The organism is Glutamicibacter creatinolyticus, assembly GCF_006094275.1.
Taxonomy (GTDB): domain Bacteria; phylum Actinomycetota; class Actinomycetes; order Actinomycetales; family Micrococcaceae; genus Glutamicibacter; species Glutamicibacter creatinolyticus.
This window is the reverse complement of sequence record NZ_CP034412.1, coordinates 2,603,830-2,620,763: the sequence shown is the minus strand read 5'-3', so window position 1 is coordinate 2,620,763 and position 16,934 is coordinate 2,603,830. Positions and strand designations below refer to the sequence as shown.

Genomic DNA, 16,934 nt, shown 5'->3' with positions numbered 1-16,934 from the left:
AAACCATGAAACAAGTGATCACCGAGCAGTTCGCCGAGCTGGCCGCGCAGCTCGATGAGCGGGCCGGGCAGGGTACCGAATTCTGCGCCCAGTTGGCCGTCTACCACCGCGGGGAACTGGTGCTCAGCCACACCGCCGGAGATTACCTGGCCGGGGACGCGCTGACCTGCATCTACTCGGTGACCAAGGGGCTGGGGGCGCTGGTCATCGCGTTGCTGGTGCAGGAGGGTAAATTGGACCCCGAGGCCCCGGTGGGGCGCTACTGGCCCGAATTCGCGGTCGCCGGCAAGGAGCAGGTTACCGTCGGGCAGCTGCTCAGCCATCAGGCCGGGGTGCTGGGGGTGCCCGGCGGGGTGCCGGAGGAGGTCCTGCTGGACTCGCGCCGGCTGGCCGGGATGCTGGCCCAGATCCCCAGCTACTGGCCGCTGAGCCAGCACATCGTGGGCTACCACTCGCTGAGCATGGGCACCTTGATGGAGGAACTGGTGCGCCGGGTCAGCGGACAGGAGCTGCAGCAGATCTTTGAACAGCGCATCCGCCGGCCGCTGGGCGTGGACGCCTACATCGGCCAGCCCGCCGAGCTGGAGCCGCGCTTCCGCCCCACCCTGATCACCAATACGCCCGAGACGTTCGTGGACCCGTTGTCACTGTCCGGGATGTCGCTGAACTCGCGGGCGGGGTTCGCCGTGGACGGCGTGCGCCACGGCCAGGCCGGGCTGCTGGCGTGGGCGAACAAGCCCAACGTGCGCGCCGCCGGGCCCACCAGCCTGGGCGGGGTGGCCAACGCCCAGGCCCTGGCGGCGATCTACGCCGCCTCCTTTGGGCCGGTGCCGGAGCTGGGTATCGAGCGCGGGCTGTTGGATCCGGACACCTGGGCGCAGGTCTCCCGCGAACGGGTCTTCGGCCCGGACCGGATCAGCGGGCAGCCGCAGTCCTTCGGGCTGGGGTTCACCAAGGGCACCCCCGGCCAGGAGTACGGCTCGATCTTCGCCTACGGGCACAACGGGGCGAATTCGTCGATCGCGTTCGCCGATCCGGCGCACAAGCTCGCGGTCGCCTACCTGCCGGCCGGGCCGGAAGGCGAGACCCAGAACCCGACCGGGGTCCAGCTCAGCCGAACGATCCGCCAGATTCTGCAAGCGAAGGAGAAGTAATGAAGTTCGTGGCACTGGGTGACTCGTTCACCGAAGGGGTGGGCGACGTGGACCAGCTGCGCCCAAACCAGGTGCGCGGGTGGGCGGACCGGGTCGCCGAGGTGCTGTGCGCCCAGGGGGACTGGCAGTACGCGAACCTGGCCATCCGCGGCAAGAAGATCCGCCAGGTCATCAACCAGCAGCTGGAGGCGGGCCTGGCCCTGGAGCCGGACCTGGTGACCATCTACGCCGGCGGCAACGACATCCTGCGTCCGAAGGTCGACATCAACTCGCTGATGGGCGGGTATGAGGGCATGGTGCAGCGCTTCACGGACTCCGGGGCGAAGGTGGTGCTGTTCACCGGGTTCGACACGGCCGACTCGCCCCTGTTTTCCCGCACCCGCCCGCGCACCGCGTTGTACAACGAGCTGGTGCGCACCATCGCCGAACGCCACGGGGCGATGATCGCCGACTACTGGCGCTGGCGCGAATTCAGCGACCCGCGCCTGTGGGCGGTGGACCGGCTGCACATGAACGAGCTGGGGCACACGATGATGGCCCGGCGCGTGCTGGGCGTGCTTGGCGCCCACGGCGTGGTGCCCGAAGCCTGGCAGGAGCAGATCCCGGCCCCGGTGCTGGCCCCGGTGCCGGAGAACTCGCGCGGGGAAAAGATCCGCCAGGACCTGGGCTGGGCGCGCGAACACCTGGCCCCGTGGATCAAACGCCGGCTGACCGGCACTTCCTCGGGCGACACCCTGCAGGCCAAGTATCCGCACTACATCACGCTGGGCACCGGGCAGTAGCCCGCGGCATTGCCCGCGCCGGGCGCATCTGTGCCGGGCGCGCGGCTGACAGCCGGTGTTGTGGGTTCCGCCACGCACCGGCTATCCTTAACGAGGAGTTCCGGGGCTGGCCCCGGGATCCACGCCGCTGACGGATGGCGGGAGAGACCCTCCCACGCCACGGAAGGGCGCCGAAGGAGCAATTCCTCCCCGGGAAACTCTCAGGCCACCGTACCGCCATCAAGAGGCAACTCTGGAAAGCAGCCGGTTTGACCGGTTCACCGAAGGTGCAAGTAGTCGCATCCGTTTGCCGGCTACGTAAAACTCTCAGGTATGACAACAGGGATGGGGAGGGAAACGACCTTCCATTGGCATGCGCCTTGACAGATCCCACGGAGTTTCCTGCACCATGACCATCACGCAGACCTCGCCATCGACGAGCAGCGAATTCGTCTCGCGCCACATCGGCCCACGTCAATCCGACATCCAGACCATGCTCGAGACCCTGGGGTACTCCAGCCTGGATGAGCTGGTCGACACCGCGGTGCCCGCGGACATCCGCCAGGGCGAGCCGCTGCACCTGCCGGCCGCACTGAGCGAGACCGAGGTGCTCGCCACCCTGCGCGGCATCGCGTCGAAGAACGTGCTCAAGACCCAGATGATCGGCCAGGGCTTCTACGACACCATCACCCCGCCGGTGATCCGCCGCAACATCGTGGAAAACCCGGCCTGGTACACCGCCTACACCCCGTACCAGCCGGAAATCTCCCAGGGCCGCCTGGAGGCGCTGCTGAACTTCCAGACCATGGTCATGGACCTCACCGGCCTGCCGATCGCCAACGCCTCGCTGCTCGATGAGTCCTCGGCCGCCGCCGAGGCGGTGCTGATGATGCGCCGGGCCAACAAGAAGAAGGCCAACGGCAAGACCGTGCTGGATTCGAACCTCTTCCCGCAGACGATCAAGGTCGTGCAGGGCCGCGCCGAGGCGCTGGGCTTCGAGATCGAGATCGCCGATCTGGGCGCCGGGCTGCCCGAGGGCGAGATTTCCGGGATCGTGCTGCAGCAGCCGGGCAATGACGGCGCGATCGTGGACCACCAGCAGATCATCGCCGCCGCCAAGGACGCCGGGGCGATGGTCACCGTCGTGGCCGACCTGCTGGCGCTGACCATGATCACCCCTCCGGGGGAGCAGGGCGCTGACATCGCGGTGGGCAACACCCAGCGCTTCGGGGTGCCGCTGTTCTTCGGCGGCCCGCACGCCGCCTACATGGCCGTGGGCAAGGGCATGGAGCGTTCCATGCCCGGACGCCTGGTCGGGGTGTCCACCGATGACGCCGGGCTGCCGGCCTACCGCCTGGCGCTGCAGACCCGCGAACAGCACATCCGCCGCGAGAAGGCGACCTCCAACATCTGCACCGCCCAGGCGCTGCTGGCCATCTGCGCCTCCATGTACGCGGTCTACCACGGCCCGGCCGGGCTGAAGCAGATCGCCAGCCGCACCCACAACCACGCCCGGGTGCTGGCCAGCTCGCTGATCGCCGGGGGCTACACCCTGGCCGCCGAATCGTTCTTCGACACCGTGGTGGTCAACGTGCAGGACGCCTCCGCCGTGCTGGCCCAGGCCTCCCTGGCCGGGATCAACCTGCGCAAGGTCAGTGACACCCAGGTGGGCGTCTCCACCGACGAAACCACCACCAGCGCGCACATCGCCGCCCTGGCCGAGGTGTTCGGCGTGCAGCTCAGCGCCCCCGAGGGCTTTGAGATCCCCGAGGCGATGGTGCGCACCAGCGACTACCTGACCCACCCGATCTTCAACACCATCACCTCCGAAACCCAGATGATGCGCTACCTGCGCCGCCTGTCCGACCGCGACCTGGCGCTGGACCGCACCATGATCCCGCTGGGCTCGTGCACCATGAAGCTGAACTCGGCCGCCGAGATGGAATCCATCACCTGGCCCGAATTCGCCGGCATCCACCCGTTCGTCCCGGCCGAGCAGTCCATTGGCTGGCGTGAGCTGATCGCCGACCTGGAGGGCCGGCTGACCGCGATCACCGGGTACGCCGGGGTTTCGATCCAGCCCAACGCCGGATCGCAGGGCGAGTACGCCGGGCTGCTGGCCATCAGCGGCTACCACGCCTCCCGTGGCGAGGCGCAGCGCAACGTCTGCCTGATCCCGGCCTCCGCGCACGGCACCAACGCCGCCTCCGCGGTGCTGGCCGGCATGAAGGTGGTGGTGGTCAAGACCGCCGCCGACGGCACCATCGACGCGAACGACCTGGACGCGAAGATCGAGGCCAACAAGGACGTGCTGGCCGCGATCATGATCACCTACCCCTCCACCCACGGGGTGTACGACACCGACGTGCGCGAGGTGTGCGACAAGATCCACGCCGCCGGCGGCCAGGTGTACATCGACGGGGCGAACATGAACGCCCTGGTGGGCCTGGCCCAGCCGGGCCAGTTCGGGGGCGACGTCTCGCACCTGAACCTGCACAAGACCTTCTGCATCCCGCACGGCGGCGGCGGGCCGGGCGTGGGCCCGGTGGCCGTGGCCGAGCACCTGGTGCCGTTCCTGCCCGGGGACGCCAACGGCGCCTACACCGAGCGTGACGGCGTGCCGGTGGTGGCCACCGCCTTCGGTTCGGCCGGCGTGCTGCCGATCTCCTGGGCGTACATCGCCATGATGGGCGCCGAGGGCCTGACCCAGGCCACCAAGACCGCGATCCTCTCCGCGAACTACATCGCCACCCGGCTGAACGAGCACTTCCCGATCCTGTTCACCGGCAACGGCAACCTGGTCGCCCACGAGTGCATCCTGGACCTGCGCGAAGTGACCGCCAAGACCGGGGTCACTGCTGAGGACGTGGCCAAGCGGCTGATCGACTTCGGCTTCCACGCCCCGACCCTGGCCTTCCCGGTGGCCGGCACCCTGATGGTGGAGCCCACCGAGTCCGAGGACCTGGCCGAGATCGAGCGCTTCATCGAGGCGATGATCACCATCCGCCAGGAAATGGAGGAGGTGCTGGCCGGGGTGTACGAGGTCGCCGAGTCGCCGCTGCGCCGTGCCCCGCACGCCGCCGCCGCGGTGATCACCAGCAAGTGGGACCGCAAGTACTCGGTCGAGCAGGCCGTGTTCCCGGTGCCGAGCCTGAAGCAGGACAAGTACTTCCCGCCGGTGGGCCGCATCGACGGCGCCGCCGGCGACCGCAACCTGATCTGCTCCTGCCCCGCCCCTGAAGCCTTCGAAGACTAGGACATGACTACCGTGACTGACATCAAGCACACCGTGCTGCACGCCAAGCACGAGCAGCTCGGCGCGAACTTCACCGACTTCGGCGGCTGGGACATGCCGCTGCGCTACGGTTCGGAACTGGCCGAGCACAAGGCGGTGCGCTCCACCGCCGGCCTGTTCGACCTCTCCCACATGGGCGAGGTGTGGGTCAGCGGCCCGCAGGCCGCCACCGCGCTGAACACGGCCCTGGCCGGGAACCTCGGGGTGGTGAAGCTGGGCAAGGCGAAGTACTCGCTGATCCTCAACGAGGCCGGCGGAATCCTCGATGACCTGATCGTCTACCGCCTGGAGGAGGAGAAGTTCCTGGTCGTGCCGAACGCCGGCAACGCCGCACTGGTCGCCCGCGAACTGGCCGAACGCGCCAAGGGCTTTGACGCCACCGTCCAGGACGTCACCGCCGAAACCTCGCTGATCGCCGTGCAGGGCCCGAACGCGCAGGCCATCGTCAAGGCGCTGGCCGCCGACGAGGCCGGCGCAAGCGCCGTGGAGGAGATGAAGTACTACTCCGCCGCCCGCCTGGCCCTGGGCGGGGTGGACACCATCCTGGCCCGTACCGGGTACACCGGTGAGGACGGCTTCGAGCTGATCATCGCGAACGAGGACGCCGAAGGCCTGTGGGAGCAGATCGTGCAGATCGGCAAGGACCACGAGCTGGTGCCCTGCGGGCTGGCCGCCCGCGACTCGCTGCGCCTGGAGGCCGGCATGCCTCTGTACGGCAACGAGCTGTCCACCGAACGCAACCCGTTCGAGGCGAACCTGGGCCCGGTGGTCTCCTTCAAGAAGGAGGAGAACTTCATCGGCCGCCAGGCCCTGGAAGAGGTGCGCGCCAACGGCACCGCCCGCAAGCTGGTGGGCCTGAAGGGCCTGGGCAAGCGGGCCGGGCGCGCCGGCTACCCGATCCTGAAGGACGGGGAAGTCATCGGCGAGATCACTTCCGGCCTGCCCTCGCCAACCCTGGGCTACCCGGTGGCCCTGGGTTACGTGGATGTTGCGCACAGTGAAGTCGGGACGCAGCTCGAAGTGGAGCTGCGCGGTAAGACTTTGCCATTTGAAGTTGTCGAACTGCCGTTCTACACCCGCGCCAAGTAACGTTGATACCGACGGGCGTCGCACAGCGCCCATTGATTCCCTTCGGAGAGGAACCATCATGAGTAAAGTTCTTTCAAGCCTGCGCTACTCGGCCGAGCACGAGTGGATTGACGATTCCAGCCCGGCCAAGGTCGGCATCACCCAGGTCGCAGCCGATGCGCTGGGCGACGTGGTGTACGTGGACCTGCCGGAGGTCGGCGACTCCGTCACCGCCGGTGAGACCTGCGGCGAGGTCGAGTCGACCAAGTCGGTCTCCGACCTGTACTCCCCGGTCACCGGCACCATCGTCGAGGTCAACTCGGAGGCCGTGGACAACCCAGCCATCCTGAACGAGGACCCGTACGGCAACGGCTGGCTGTTCACCGTCGAGGTCAGCGAGGAAGGCCCGCTGCTCTCGGCCGCCGACTACGCCAGCGCCAACGGCGGGAGCGTCGAGTAAATGGGCAACACCACTTTCCAGTCAATGGCCCCCGCCTCGCTGACCCAGTCGTTGGGTGAGCTTGATCCTGAGGTGGCGGCGCGGATTGATGCTGAGTTGGCGCGTTAGTACGGGCAAGCTTGGGGAGTTGAAGCAGCGGGTGCTGGATTTGGCTGCGGCCCACCCGCTCTACCCGGAGCTGCCGAAGGTGTCCAAGTAACACCCGGTAACACCCGATGAGGGGTCCGGGAAGTGCGCTGGACGCACTTTCCGGACCCTTCGTCATCACGGGAACTTCGCGTTCCCACACCGCGGGTGTTCCAGGCCGAGCCCTGGAACCCGCACCTACTTTAGGGCCGGCCCGGCCGGTCTCGTTATACCTAAGGAAGTGATCTGCGATGGCAATCAGCGTCTTTGATTTGTTTTCTGTGGGTATCGGCCCCTCATCCAGCCACACCGTGGGCCCGATGCGCGCGGCCCATGCCTTCATCTCCCATGTCGTGAACAAGGGATACCTGGAGCAGCTGGAAACCGTGCGGGTTGATGTCTACGGTTCGCTGGCTGCCACCGGGCGGGGACACGGCACCTTCACCGCCATCCTGCTGGGGCTGGAGGGCTACGAGCCGGAAAGCATCCTGCCCGCACAGGTCGATGAGCGCCTGGCCGACATCGAATCCGGCGCACCGCTGCGCCTGGCCGAGCAGCTCGGCTCCCGCAAGGACATCGCCTACTCGGTGCCCGACATGATCCAACACCCGCTGACCATCCTGCCCCGGCACACCAACGGCGTGAAGTTCGCGGCGCTGGACGCCAGCGGTGAAACGCTGCTGGAGGAGACCTTCTACTCGGTGGGCGGCGGGTTCATCGTCAAGGACGGCGCCGAGGAACGGATCGAGAAAAACCTCGAGGAAAAGGTCAAGGCCCAGCCCTACCCGTTCACCACCGCCGCGCAGCTGCTGGACTACTGCGCCGAGACCGGCAAGTCGATCGCCCAGATCATGCTCGCCAACGAGGAAACCTGGCGCACCCGGGAGGAAATCTACTCCGGGCTGGTGCACATCTACAACGTCATGGAACAGTGCAAGGACTCGGCGCTGGAACGCACCGGGGTGCTGCCCGGTGGGCTGAACGTCCGCCGCCGCGCGCCGGAATGGCATGCCCGGCTGCGCAAGGAGGACAAGGACCGCGACCCGGTCTACTGGCAGGAGTGGATCAACCTCGTGGCGCTGGCCGTCAACGAGGAAAACGCCTCCGGTGGCCGGGTGGTCACCGCCCCGACCAACGGGGCCGCCGGCATCATCCCAGCCGTCCTGTTCTACGCCACCCATTACGCTCCGGGCGCCAAGTTCTGGAACGAGGAGGAAAAGCACGAGGCCGTGGTCAAGTTCCTGCTCACCGCCGGGGCCATCGGCGTGCTCTACAAGGAGCAGGCCTCCATCTCCGGGGCAGAGGTCGGCTGCCAGGGTGAGGTCGGTTCGGCTTCCTCCATGGCCGCAGGCGGCCTGGCGGAGGTGCTGGGCGGCACCCCCGCCCAGGTGGAGAACGCCGCGGAGATCGCCATGGAACACAACCTTGGTCTGACCTGCGACCCGATCGGGGGACTGGTGCAGATACCGTGCATCGAACGCAACGCGATCGCCGCCTCCAAGGCGGTGAACGCCGCGAAGATGGCCCTGATGGGCGACGGGCAGCATCACGTGACGCTGGACGAAGTGATCATCACGATGCGCGAAACCGGCAAGGACATGAGCGACAAGTACAAGGAAACCGCGATGGGCGGCCTGGCCGTCAACGTCGTCGAATGCTGATCGCCGACGCCTGAGCCGCGGCGGGCAGCACCGTCGGCGGCCGCGGACACCCAACGGGTGGCGGAATGCTCCGCCACCCGTTGCCATTTAACGCGGTGAGCCCCGGGACTGGAGAAACACCCCTTGACCGCGCCGTCATTAGTGGGGACACACCTTTAAAGCGCTCACCCGGCATCGTTCGATGCCTGGCAGCGTTCCACCGAATGCGGCCCTGCCGGGGCGTCACGGGCTGTGAGATTCGCGGCACCGATTCGGGAAAGCAACCGTTCGGTGATAGAACTAAGAGATAAGGATACGTTCCGGGGTGCCGATCCCCGACCAATCCAGGAGGTGAACCGCATGGAAGACGGACCGAGTCGATCTACCACCACGCGAACCTCCGTTCCCTCTTTGTTCCTGGCCCGCTAGCCCGGAAGTACTCAGTCATGCACGGGGGTCTCGCGACCATGACCCCATTCGCCAGCGCGCCAGCTGCCTGACCAGTAGATTTATCCCCGCATCCAAGAAGCGGGCTTCGTTCCGGGCTTCCTGCAAAAGTCCGCGGAAATCTGCGGAAGGGCGGGTCTCGGCGCGCCCCTGAACCGTGTTTGGACTGATGCCAGTGAACACCACCGACAAGGTAGATTTCTCAACTACTTCCCGTATGATCCGTCGCGCCATTGACGAGCGCGACATGGCCGAACTGTCCCGGGTGCTGGACGCCCTGGAGGTCCCCGAGGTGCTTGAGCACCTGGAAAGCCTGCCGCTGAAGGACTCGGCGATCGCCTACCGGATGCTGCACAAGGACCGGGCCATGGACGTCTTCGAGATGCTCGACGCCCCCGTGCAGGCCGAACTGCTCGAGGCCATGCAGGGCCACCCGGTCACCGAGGTCTTTGCCGCGATGGACCCCGATGACCGGGTGGCGCTGCTGGATGAGCTTCCCGCCCAGGTCGCCGCCAAACTGCTGCAGGGCCTGGGGGAGCGTGAACGGCGTGAAACCAATGTGCTGCTGGGCTACTCCTCCGGGGTGGTGGGCCACGTGATGAGCCCGAACTTCGTCACCACCCACCCCGGTCTCAGCGTCGCCCAGACGATGCGGCGCATCCACCGGGTCATGGACGATGTGGAAAGCATCTACACCGTGCTGATCACCGACGGCGCGCGGCGCCTGGTCGGGGTGGTCAGCCTGCGTGAACTGATGGGGGCGGATGATGAGCAGCTGGTCGGCGAACTGGCCAGCGAGCCCTACACCGCCACCGCGAACGAACCGGTGGCGGTCGCTGCGCGGCGCACCATCGACACCCGGGTGATGGTCATGCCCGTGCTCGACCTGGAGGAACGGGTCGTGGGGGTGCTGACCATCGACGATGCCATCCGGCTGATCGACCTGGAGGAAGAGGAGCGTTCGGCGCGCGGAGCCGGCACCGAACCGCTGCGCCGCCCCTACCTGACCACCCCGATCCGCTCACTGGTCAAGTCCCGGCTGGTGTGGCTGCTGGTGCTGGGCATCGGCGCGACCCTGACCGTGCAGGTGCTCTCCAGCTTCGAGGAGACCCTGGAGTCCATGGTGGTGCTCAGCCTGTTCATCCCGCTGGTCGTGGGCATCGGCGGGAACACCGGCAACCAGGCGGCCACCACCGTGACCCGCGCCCTGGCGGTTGGGGACATCCGGGTGGCGGACCTGGGCCGGGTGCTGCTGCGCGAGGTGCGCGTGGGCGGGATCCTGGGGTTGTGCCTGGGCTCGCTGGCGCTGCTGATCGCCAGCCTGGTCTTTGACCTGCAGGTGGCGGTGATCATCGGCATCACCCTGGTGGCGTTGTGCACGATCGCCGCGGCCGTGGGCGGGATCATGCCGATCATCGGCAAGCTGCTGCGGGTGGATCCGGCGGTGTTCTCCAACCCGTTCATCTCCACGTTCGTCGACGCGGCCGGGCTGGTCGTGTACTTCAGCGTCGCCATGAGCGTGGTGCAAAACTTCGGCGGGATGTAGCGGCGCCGGGGTGTGACACCGCCAACATTTGGGCACCGAGCGCGTGCGGGACGGAATAATGCCGCCGGCCGCGGTGTCACACCTAGCATGGCGCAAAGCAAACTCTTTACCCCCATCACCATTCCCACCCGCGACGGGCAGGGCCTTGAGCTGCGCAACCGCGTGGTGCTGGCCCCGATGTGCCAGTACGCGGTCGACGCCCGCGACGGGGTGCCCACCAGCTGGCAGCTGGTGCACCTGGGCTCGATGGCCCACGGCGGGTTCTCCCTGATCCACACCGAGGCCACCGCGGTCGCCGCCGAGGGGCGGATCTCGGATCGGGATGCCGGGCTGTGGAACAACGAACAGGAGCGGGCCTGGGCGCCGATCGTGGACTACGTCCACTCCCACGGCGCGAAGATCAGCGTGCAGCTGGCCCACGCCGGGGCGAAGGCCTCCACCTACGCCTGGCTGCCCGGCCCGGCGAAGGACGGCAAGACCGGCAGCATCGGCGAGCAGGACGGCGGCTGGCAGACCTATACCTCCAGCCCCTCTGACCTCTACGGGCTGGCCCCGTCCACCGCAATGAGCATCGAACAGATCCAGCGTTCGGTGCGCGACTGGGCGGCGGCCGCCCAGCGTGCCGACGTTGCCGGGTTCGACGCGATCCAGATCCACGCCGCCCACGGCTACCTGATCCACCAGTTCCTCTCCCCGCTGTCCAACACGCGCACCGACGAGTACGGCGGCAGCTACGAGAACCGGGTGCGCTACCTGAAGCAGGTGGTGCAGGCGGTGGCCGAGGTCTGGCCGCAGGAGAAGGTGCTGGGCATCCGCTTCTCCGGGGAGGACTGGGTGCCGCAGGGCTGGGGGATTGCGGACACGGTGCGCCTGGCCGGGGAGCTGTACCAGATGGGGGTGCGGGCCTTTGACATCTCCAGTGCCGGGATCGGCGCCTTCCACGGCCCCAGCGGCCCGGGCTACCAGGTGCCGCTGGCCGCCGCCGTGCGCCAGGGGCTGCCGCAGGACGCGTTCGTCACCGCCGTCGGGGCGATTACCGACCCGGTGCAGGCCGAACAGGTCCTGGTCACCGGCGCTGCGGACGGGGTGAGCATCGGACGGGCCGCGCTGGGCGACCCGCAGTGGGCCAACCGCGCCGCGCACACCCTACAGGCCGAACCTGCCATCCCACCACAATACTGGCGCGGGCGCTGGTAGTTCCCTCAAAGGCACCGCAGAACCGGTCTTCTGCGGTGCCATGAACCGTCGCGATGGGGCACACTGGCAAGACACCAGCTGATGAGCCGCACCTCTTCCGGGGAACCACTTGGGGTGTTAGGTTAGTCACACGGATCTAGTCGCTGCGCGACTGCAACGGTCGCGTGCGGAAGGGAGTCAGCATGGCACTGCGCGCGGATTCTAATGGAATCGACGCTTCGCTCTATCGAAAGACCGGCTCTTGGAGCACTGTTTTGGCAGATGCTTCGCTGGGAACCACGGCGGCGCAGGAGGCCGCTGACCGGCTACCTGATGAAGTTGCCAAGACCCTCAAAAGTCAGCAAGCGGATCCTCGCGACATCTCAGCAATGACCGAAGCCCTGCAGCCGGTCGAGGGGCTGCGCGCCCCGGTGGCCCGCATGGTTGCCGTCCACGACGGACAGGTGGTGCTCAATGAAATCATCCCGGGCCTGAAGGTGGAAAACACTGCGGTGGACACCGGACCGTTCCCGAACTTTGTGGCCCTGGCCCGCGCCCGCGGCGGGGCCTTCTCCTATCTGGTGGCCGAGGCCGGGCGGGCCGGCGGTGAAGTGCACCTGTACAACACCACCTCCCCCGAACGGGTCGCCAGCCGGGGCATCGTGGGCGTGCCGGAGGAAACCCACGTGGCCCGCAAGGTGCCCGGGGAATACGACCAGCCCAAGAACCAGGCCGCGGCCGAAGAAATGGCCCGGCGCAACGCCGAGGAGGTCGCCGACCTGATCCGGGAGATGGCGCACGATAACTACGTGCGGCTCATCGTGATCTCCGGGGATGTGAAATCCCGGGAGATGGTGCGCGACTATGTGCACTCCTCGCTGCAGCCCCTGGTGGCCATGCTGGAGGCCAATACCCGCACCGGCGGGGCCGACCGCAACGCCGTGGACGCGGAAATCCGCAAGCTGGTGGACACCGTGACCGCGACCGAGCTGGAGACCCTCTCCCAGCGGGTGGCGGACAACTCGGGCAACTCGCGGGCGAACCTGGCCCTGGGCATCAACGAGGTGGTGGAGGCCCTGCAGCAGGCGCAGGCCGACACGATCCTGGTCAGCCAGTACCAGGATGAGCACACGCTGCGGGCCCTGAGCGCCGAACCCTGGGTGGCGGTGGAGGATGATCCGAACCACGCCGAACTGGTCATCGGCCAATGGCCGGCGCCTGAGGTGCTGCTGCGGGCCACCGCGCTGACCGATGCGACCATCCGCTACGTCCCCGACGGGCTGCTGCCCAACGGGGTGGGCATCGCTGCCCTGCTGCGCTGGCCGCGCAACAACCACTGATCCCACTAGTCCCAAGGCGTGAGCATTACCCAATGCTCACGCCTTTTCCCTGCCCGCCGCCGACCGGGGCGTCAGGGGCGGCGCTTAGCCGCCGGGCTGTTGCTCCGGCGGGTTATCGGTTCCCTGCCCCGCAGCGCCCGGTCCCTGCTGCGGTGGGTTCGGGTACGGCGGAAGCTGTTCGGCCGGCGGCGCCCAATAGGCGCCCGTGGGGTGCCCGGGGTGCGGGGCATGGCCCGACGGGTAGTTCCCCGGGGCCGGGTGCCCCGGCACCGGGTACTGCTGCCCCGGGTACTGCTGCTGGTGGTACTGCGGGAAATGCGGGTGACCGCCGGTTGACCACGGCACCAGGTATTGCGGCTGCGGCGGCAGCGGAGCCGGCCCGGCGGTGCGCTGCACGCCGAAACGATCGGCCAGGCGCACCAGCAGGAAGGTCAGGACCGCGGTCAGCACCAGTGAGGGCAGCAGGGCCGCGAGGGATCCCTCGGTGGCGTTCATGTCCATCAGCCCGGCCGCGCCCATCAGGAACAGCAGCACGTTGTTCACCACGTGCATTCCGATGGCCGCCTCCAGCCCACCCGTGCGCCAGGTGAGATAGCCGGCGGCCAGCGCGAAGGCCGCCACATCCAGCAGGCCGTAGACGTCGTAGAGGTGCCCGAAGACGAACAACGGCAGGGGCAGCAGGATCGCGAACAGCGGATGTTTCAGCCAGCCGCCGATGATCTGCATCAGCATCCCGCGGAACAGGTACTCCTCGGCCAGTGCCTGGAACGGCACCAGCAGCAGCACCAGGATCACCATCAGCAGCGGGGAATCGGGCACGCTCTGGGCGGGCACCGGCGCGGAGGGCAGCACCCCGGTCTTTTCCAGCAGCAGCCCGCCGCCAAAGTAGAGCAGGTACACCCCCAGCGCCGCACCCAGGCACACCGCCAGCCAGCGGAACCGCAGCCTGCCGGTCACCGACCACAGCAGGCCCACCGGCTTGGGGCCCAGCAGCAGGTAGGCGAAGAAGCAGGCCGGGATCAGCAGGATGAGCGAGAGCATGGTCAGGATGAAATCCGAGGGATTGCTCATGTCCAGTGCCAGTTCCTCGCTGGCCGCCAACGGGTCGCCGGTACCGGTGTCCATCCACGCGGTGGGGGAGGCCAGCATCATCGCGATCATGGCGATGACGATCAGGACCGTGAGCGCCAGATAGAAGCCCAGGGTGGTGCCGCCCACCGCCAGCGGCCGCCACCACCGGTACTGCCGGTCGCGGCGCATCAGGCGGTGGAAGGCGTAGCGGGGTTCGGTCTGCGGATCGCCGCCCGCGGGGGAAGGCGAAGGCTCAAGGCGTTCTGGCTGGCTGGTCATAAGGCAATTCTCGCTGGTGCGGTGGGGTAAACCCATGAACCTTTGGGTGGATTTGTTTGCTCATCCCCGCGGACGGCGCCGCACGCGGGGCGTTGTGCGATTCGCCGCTGTCCTGGCCCCGGCGCGCTGGCTACACTGGTGCGGGCACCATTGCGCATCGTCTTCGATGTGGTGCCACGACATCCGGGCACGCAGCGGCCCATCTCGGGCAGGACGACAAAGGCAGGCACGTGGGCCATCACCATCACGAACATTCGCAGATCCTCTTGGATCCCCGGCGCCGCAAGCGCGCCTCGATCATCCTCTGGGCGCTGCTGGCGCCGGTGGGAGCCATTGCGCTGGTGATGGTGATCGTGCTGTGGCCCCAGGGAAACTACGATCGCTTCGCGCTCAGCGGCCCGATGGACACCAGCGGGTCGGTGCAGATGTCCACCGGCACGGTCACCCGCACCGAGTCGCAGATCTGCCCCTCCAGCCAGGGGCTGGACGAGGTGGGCGGCAAGGAGCTGCAGTGCCCGGTCACCTACGTGATGCCCGACGGCGGCGGGGCGGAGATCCAGCTGGAGGTGCCGCCCGAAACGCTCAGCTCCCGGGATGTGGGTTCCGGGGATCGGGTGCGCTACCTGGATTTGGCGGGGGCCAGCACCGAGGCGGTGCCCTATGTCTTCGTCGATTTCGTGCGCACCACCCCGATGGTGCTGCTGGCCCTGGCCTACGCGCTGGTGGTGGTGCTGGTCGCCGGGTGGCGTGGCGGGCGGGCACTGATCGGGCTGCTGGGCGGGGTGGCGTTCATGATGATGTTCATGGTCCCGGCCCTGCTGGAGGGGCAGAACCCGGTGCTGGTGGCGCTGGTGGGTTCCACGGTGATCATGTTCGGGGCGCTGTATTTTGCCCACGGCCTGAACGCGAAGACCTCCACGGCGCTGCTGGGCACCCTCTTCGGGCTGGGCGTCACCGCCTGGCTGGCCGTGTGGCTGACCGATGCGGCGGCGTTGACCGGGGCCACCGATGAGCACGCGTTGACCCTGTCCACGGTGGCGCCGCAGGTGTCGTTAACGGGGCTGCTGATTTGCGGGCTGCTGATCGGCGGGCTGGGGGTGCTCAACGACGTGACCATCACCCAGTCCGCCACCGTCTGGGAGCTGGCCGAGGCCGCGCCGCGGGCCACGGCCGGCGAACTGTTCGCCAAGGGGATGCGCATCGGGCGGGACCACATCGCCTCCACCGTGTACACGATCGCCTTCGCCTACGCCGGGGCGGCGCTGCCGATCCTGGCGATCGCGGCGCTGAGCAACCAGGGGGTGGGCAGCACGCTGAGCACCGGGTCGATGGCCGAGGAGGTCATCCGCATCCTGATTGGCTCGATCGGGCTGGTGCTGGCGATCCCGGTGACCACGCTGATCGCCGTGCTGGTGGTCAAGGCCACCGGAACCGGGGGAGCCCATGGGACCCTGCCGCGGGCCCGGCGAGCCGGCGCCGAAACCGCTGGTGCGAACCATTCTCACATTAATGTAGAATAGTTCTCATTAGTGATTCTTTGGAATGGAGCCGCCCGTGACCGCACGCCACCTGACCCCGACGCTTCTGCTGCTGCCGGTGGGCGCACTGATCCTGGCCGGGTGCGCCCAGGGCAGCGCCCAGTCCCCGCAGGAGCAACAGAACCCCGATGCCATTGAGGTGGTCGCCACCACCAACGTCTACCGTGACATTGCCCAGCGCATTGGCGCCGACCGCGTGCAGGCCACCGAGATCATCTCCTCCCCGGCCCAGGACCCGCACTCCTACGAGCCCACCGCACGGGACAAGCTGACCATTTCCAAGGCCGAGGTGGTGCTGGCCAACGGCGGCGGCTACGACGCCTTCATGGACCAGCTGATCTCCTCAATGCCCTCCGAACAGGTGGCCCAGCAGATCCACGCCGTGGACACCTCGCCCGAGGCCGTCGAAGCGAGCGCCGAGGCCGGGCACGATGAACAAGGAGAGCACGAGCACGAGCATGGCGGGCATGAGGGCCACCAGCATGCCGGGTACAACGAGCACGTCTGGTTCGACCTGGACTCGATGCAGGCCCTGGGGGAGCGGTTGGCCAGCGAGTTCGGCAAACTCGACCCGCAGCACGCCGAGCAGTTCCAGTCCAACGCCGAGCAGTTCAGCACCGAGCTGCAGGAACTGAAGGACCGGGCGGCGGCCGCCGGGCTGGACGGCAAGAGCTTTGCGATGACCGAGCCGGTGCCCTTCTACCTGCTGAAGGACGCCGGGATGCACGACGCCACCCCGCAGGGGCTGAGCGAAGCGGTCGAGGCCGGCGGCGACATCCCGCCGCAGACCCTGAAGAAGATGAACGATGCGCTCGCCGACGGACAGATTGACCTGTTGGCCTACAACATCCAGACCGAGGGGCACGACAGCGTCGCGATCCGCTCCACCGCCGAGGCCCATTCGGTGCCGGTGGTCGACTTCGCCGAGACCATGGGCCCGGATGAGGACTACGTCGGCTGGATGGGCGCCCAGGTCGATGACCTGGCCGCCGCGGCAGGCAAATAGCGCAGGAGCCCGCCGAACCGGCGGTCG

At 67.8% G+C, this 16,934-nt stretch carries 12 protein-coding genes and 1 riboswitch; of the genes, 11 read left to right on the top strand and 1 reads right to left on the bottom strand.

The genetic code is table 11. The annotated features are described in order from the left end of the window. Positions 1 to 5: 5 nt before the first annotated feature. The 9 genes from GcLGCM259_RS12030 (at position 6) to GcLGCM259_RS11990 (ending at position 13,013) form a co-directional block, all read left to right on the top strand. Positions 6 to 1,154, top strand: coding sequence for a serine hydrolase domain-containing protein (locus tag GcLGCM259_RS12030; protein WP_138926730.1), 1,149 nt, complete (start codon positions 6 to 8; stop codon positions 1,152 to 1,154). Then, positions 1,154 to 1,936: an SGNH/GDSL hydrolase family protein gene (locus tag GcLGCM259_RS12025; RefSeq protein WP_138926729.1), complete on the top strand. Its 783-nt coding sequence runs from the start codon at positions 1,154 to 1,156 to the stop codon at positions 1,934 to 1,936. Before GcLGCM259_RS12030 ends, GcLGCM259_RS12025 begins: the two co-directional genes overlap by 1 nt. Positions 1,937 to 2,064: 128 nt before the next feature. Next, positions 2,065 to 2,162: riboswitch (glycine riboswitch) on the top strand. Between the two features lie 162 nt (positions 2,163 to 2,324). Next, positions 2,325 to 5,171, top strand: a complete 2,847-nt coding sequence (gcvP, locus tag GcLGCM259_RS12020; protein ID WP_138176585.1) for an aminomethyl-transferring glycine dehydrogenase — start codon at positions 2,325 to 2,327, stop codon at positions 5,169 to 5,171. Positions 5,172 to 5,174: 3 nt separating this feature from the next. Next, a complete protein-coding gene (gene gcvT, locus GcLGCM259_RS12015) occupies positions 5,175 to 6,299 on the top strand; it encodes a glycine cleavage system aminomethyltransferase GcvT (protein ID WP_175419419.1) in 1,125 nt (374 codons plus the stop codon). A gap of 58 nt (positions 6,300 to 6,357) precedes the next feature. After that, complete coding sequence (gene gcvH, locus GcLGCM259_RS12010) at positions 6,358 to 6,738, top strand: glycine cleavage system protein GcvH (RefSeq protein ID WP_138176587.1); 381 nt, start codon at positions 6,358 to 6,360, stop codon at positions 6,736 to 6,738. Positions 6,739 to 7,115: 377 nt separating this feature from the next. Further along, complete coding sequence (locus GcLGCM259_RS12005) at positions 7,116 to 8,525, top strand: L-serine ammonia-lyase (RefSeq protein ID WP_138176590.1); 1,410 nt, start codon at positions 7,116 to 7,118, stop codon at positions 8,523 to 8,525. Between the two features lie 643 nt (positions 8,526 to 9,168). Then, on the top strand, positions 9,169 to 10,497 hold the full coding sequence (gene mgtE / locus GcLGCM259_RS12000; RefSeq protein ID WP_246049566.1) for a magnesium transporter: 1,329 nt from the start codon (positions 9,169 to 9,171) through the stop codon (positions 10,495 to 10,497). A gap of 87 nt (positions 10,498 to 10,584) precedes the next feature. Beyond that, the gene (locus tag GcLGCM259_RS11995; protein ID WP_138926727.1) at positions 10,585 to 11,694 is read left to right on the top strand and encodes an oxidoreductase; all 1,110 of its coding nucleotides are present in this window, start codon (positions 10,585 to 10,587) and stop codon (positions 11,692 to 11,694) included. A 368-nt stretch (positions 11,695 to 12,062) separates the two neighbouring features. Beyond that, complete coding sequence (locus tag GcLGCM259_RS11990; protein ID WP_246049565.1) at positions 12,063 to 13,013, top strand: baeRF2 domain-containing protein; 951 nt, start codon at positions 12,063 to 12,065, stop codon at positions 13,011 to 13,013. Between the two features lie 84 nt (positions 13,014 to 13,097). Here the strand turns inward: GcLGCM259_RS11990 and GcLGCM259_RS11985 are convergent, their stop codons facing one another. Next, positions 13,098 to 14,363: a CPBP family intramembrane glutamic endopeptidase gene (locus tag GcLGCM259_RS11985; protein WP_175419417.1), complete on the bottom strand. Its 1,266-nt coding sequence runs from the start codon at positions 14,361 to 14,363 to the stop codon at positions 13,098 to 13,100. A 230-nt stretch (positions 14,364 to 14,593) separates the two neighbouring features. Here GcLGCM259_RS11985 and GcLGCM259_RS11980 point away from each other — a divergent pair, with 230 nt between their 5' ends. Next, a complete protein-coding gene (locus GcLGCM259_RS11980) occupies positions 14,594 to 15,883 on the top strand; it encodes a YibE/F family protein (protein WP_138926724.1) in 1,290 nt (429 codons plus the stop codon). A gap of 34 nt (positions 15,884 to 15,917) precedes the next feature. Next, positions 15,918 to 16,907: a metal ABC transporter solute-binding protein, Zn/Mn family gene (locus GcLGCM259_RS11975; protein WP_175419416.1), complete on the top strand. Its 990-nt coding sequence runs from the start codon at positions 15,918 to 15,920 to the stop codon at positions 16,905 to 16,907. The last annotated feature ends 27 nt before the right edge of the window (positions 16,908 to 16,934 follow it).

Bases quoted from the DNA above. Each gene is read 5' to 3' on its own strand.
- GcLGCM259_RS12030 (WP_138926730.1), top strand. From the start codon at position 6: ATGAAACAAGTGATCACCGAGCAGTTCGCCGAGCTGGCCGCGCAGCTC.
- gcvP (WP_138176585.1), top strand. From the start codon at position 2,325: ATGACCATCACGCAGACCTCGCCATCGACGAGCAGCGAATTCGTCTCG.
- gcvH (WP_138176587.1), top strand. From the start codon at position 6,358: ATGAGTAAAGTTCTTTCAAGCCTGCGCTACTCGGCCGAGCACGAGTGG.
- GcLGCM259_RS12025 (WP_138926729.1), top strand. From the start codon at position 1,154: ATGAAGTTCGTGGCACTGGGTGACTCGTTCACCGAAGGGGTGGGCGAC.
- GcLGCM259_RS12005 (WP_138176590.1), top strand. From the start codon at position 7,116: ATGGCAATCAGCGTCTTTGATTTGTTTTCTGTGGGTATCGGCCCCTCA.
- GcLGCM259_RS11990 (WP_246049565.1), top strand. From the start codon at position 12,063: ATGACCGAAGCCCTGCAGCCGGTCGAGGGGCTGCGCGCCCCGGTGGCC.
- mgtE (WP_246049566.1), top strand. From the start codon at position 9,169: ATGATCCGTCGCGCCATTGACGAGCGCGACATGGCCGAACTGTCCCGG.
- gcvT (WP_175419419.1), top strand. From the start codon at position 5,175: ATGACTACCGTGACTGACATCAAGCACACCGTGCTGCACGCCAAGCAC.
- GcLGCM259_RS11995 (WP_138926727.1), top strand. From the start codon at position 10,585: ATGGCGCAAAGCAAACTCTTTACCCCCATCACCATTCCCACCCGCGAC.
- GcLGCM259_RS11985 (WP_175419417.1), bottom strand. From the start codon at position 14,363: ATGACCAGCCAGCCAGAACGCCTTGAGCCTTCGCCTTCCCCCGCGGGC.